Source organism: Compostibacillus humi (genome assembly GCF_014637175.1).
Lineage (GTDB): Bacteria > Bacillota > Bacilli > Bacillales > Amphibacillaceae > Oceanobacillus > Oceanobacillus humi.
In genome coordinates, this window is record NZ_BMEV01000128.1 from 1 (window position 1) to 2,844 (window position 2,844).

Annotated in this window: 1 protein-coding gene and 1 pseudogene; one reads left to right on the forward strand and one right to left on the reverse strand. The window is 41.3% G+C overall.

Features of this window, described 5'->3' with window-relative positions; genetic code table 11:
* The first annotated feature begins 275 nt into the window (after positions 1-275).
* A complete protein-coding gene (locus IEV18_RS16665; RefSeq protein WP_188393482.1) occupies positions 276-1,814 on the forward strand; it encodes a Na+/H+ antiporter NhaC family protein in 1,539 nt (512 codons plus the stop codon).
* A gap of 61 nt (positions 1,815-1,875) precedes the next feature.
* Here IEV18_RS16665 and IEV18_RS16670 read toward each other — a convergent pair.
* Positions 1,876-2,523, reverse strand: a pseudogene (locus tag IEV18_RS16670) (TRAP transporter large permease subunit); the annotation flags it as partial.
* Between the last annotated feature and the right edge of the window lie 321 nt (positions 2,524-2,844).

The following is a 2,844-nucleotide window of genomic DNA, read 5'->3' on the forward strand; positions in this document are numbered from 1 at the left end:
TCCGCTAGATATGAAATTTTGCGTCATACATAATCTGGAACCGCCGTATACGGAACCGTACGTACGGTGGTGTGAGAGGGACGGAGGTTAGTCACCTCCCCCTATCTCAATTGCAAAGGAAAATGTGAAAACGACCGGGTTTATTAAAATAATTGCAGTATATATTAGAAATAAAATTGTACATCCCTTCATATATAAGATATAAAAGGTACCTTCAACATAGTGTAAAGGAGGGATTTTTTAATCTTATAAAACATTGGAAAGGGGGATGAAAAATGGAATTCGGCATTCTTTCTCTTTTGCCTCCGGTACTGGCAATTGTCTTGGCCCTAGTTACAAGAAATGTTATTCCGGCATTGTTTGCCGGAGTATGGCTAGGGGCTACGATGGTTCACGATTGGAATCCGTTTATGGGACTATATGCCAGTTTCAGTGAGTTTATTTTGCCAAACCTTGGGGATGAGTGGAGTGCAACCGTGCTATTATACTGCGGACTATTTGGAGTCCTGATTGCATTTATGCAAAAAAGCGGTGGTGCTCATGCCATTGCCCATGCCATTACGAGAAGAGTTAAATCAGACCGCGGTGCGCAAGGGTCGACGATGCTATTTGGGATTATTATTTTCTTCGAAGATTATTTTAATGCCCTCACCGTTGGCAGTGTAATGCGATCGGTAACAGACAAAATGCGGGTCTCCAGGGAAAAGCTGGCGTATATTGTAGACTCTACTTCGGCGCCGATTTGTTTATTAGGACCGGTTTCCACTTGGGTTGTATTTGTTATGGGATTAATTGGCGCCCAGTTTGTGGAATTGGGGATTTCCCGTTCTGAGTATTTGACGTATTTATCTACCATTCCCTTTAACTTTTACTCCATTTTAGCCTTAGTATTGGTTGCTATCGTAATTTATAAAAGATGGGATTTTGGACCGATGGCGGAAGCGGAATATCGTGCCAGGACAACAGGAAAACTGCTGCGGGACGGTGCTCAGCCTTCCTCAGATTCTTCCATGGTAGATGTGGAAATGACAGAAAAAACACCGAAAAAACGAAATATGATTGTTCCTTTAGTTGTTCTCCTTGGGTTGATTCCGCCACTATTTCTGTGGACCGGAGGATTTCCGGAAAATGACCTGGTAACGGCGGTAGGGGAGTCGGATGGGAGCAAATCGATTTTAATTGCTGCTTTTGCCGCTATTCTCGTTTCGATGGCGATGGGATTACAGCAAAAATTATTTAATTTTAAAGAAGCAATGAGTTTGGTCGTCAAAGGATTTAAGAGCATGGTTCTCGTCTATATCATTTTAACTTTAGCATGGTCAATTGGCAGTGTGACTTCGGCTTTAGGAACCGCTGCATTCATCGTTAATTTGGCTGAACAGACAACCTCTCCGGCGCTGATTCCTGTTCTAATCTTTCTTGTAGGCTGCATTATCTCGTACACGACGGGAACTTCGTATGGAACATTTGCCATTATGATTCCGATTGCCATGCCGCTTGCCTATGCAATGGACATCTCTATGGCGTTATGTATTGCAGCGGTGTTAAGCGGAGGGATTTTTGGCGACCACTGTTCACCGATTTCCGATACGACGATATTATCCTCGGCGGGTTCTTCCAGTGACCATATAGACCATGTCAATACGCAAATGCCATTCGCTTTAACGGCAGGATTTAGCGGAATAATTGCTTTCCTTATCGCCGGCATAACAAATTCCTGGCTGATTTCCTTGCTGGTTGGAGCATTAATAATGATTTCGCTGACTTATGTGTTTTACCGTCGCTGGGGAAAAGAAGTTCCTGCTGGAAATTAAATTGCCGCCGGTGCATGGCACCGGTGGCTTTTCTGACAAAAAACGACATGTTTCTGGCAGCTTATAAATTAAACAGGTTAGGCAGCAATAGGGAGATTTGCGGGATAAAAGCTACTAATAGGAGTACGATGATTACTGCGATAAAATAAGGGATTAGCGTTCCGATGACATCTTCAATTCGCACATTAGCGACGGAAGTTCCTACAAATAGAGCGCTTCCTACCGGTGGTGTCATATTTCCAATACATAATGCGAAACATAATATCATGCCAAAATGAACAGGATCCATGCCAAATGTTTGCGAAATAGGCAGAAAAATTGGTGTAAATATAAGTACAGCTGGAGTTATGTCCATAAACGTACCGCAAGCGAGGAGGATTAAAATCATCACCAGAATAAATCCGATACTGCTTTCCGTAACGGATAATAATCCGTTGCCAATCAGCTCCGGCAATCCTAAATAAGACATAACCAGGGAAAATAATGCAGATGATGTTATAAGAAAAAGAATCATCCCGGTGATTTCGATTGTTTCTTATAAAATTCCCGGGATATCCTTCCATTTTAACCCTTTGTAGACAACGGCCAAAATAGCCGAGTAAAGTACTGCAACTGCAGCCCCCTCTGTTGCCGTGAAAATACCTGCAACAATCCCTCCGATAACAATAACAATCAGTAATAAGCTGGGAATGGCGCTAACTATAATATAAACCTGAATTATTCATACTTCCAATGAAGATTTAATTTGATACCAAATCCAATGATTTTTTGTTATCTAAACAAGTAAGAGCTGTTAATTTCGATAAACATGATAAATGATAAAGGTGAATGGTAGTAAAATCCTGATTTTGGGCATACTACCCCCTTGGTCTTTCATCCTTTTAAAAAACAGCTATTCAATTGAATTATTCTAGCTCAAGACGTTGAATTCGCTGAAGTACTTCCCAAAAGAATTTTTGGTACACAAAACTAGAGGACAATTTAAAGTAGATGGATCGTCCTGATTTTACTAATTTACTCGCAACTTTAA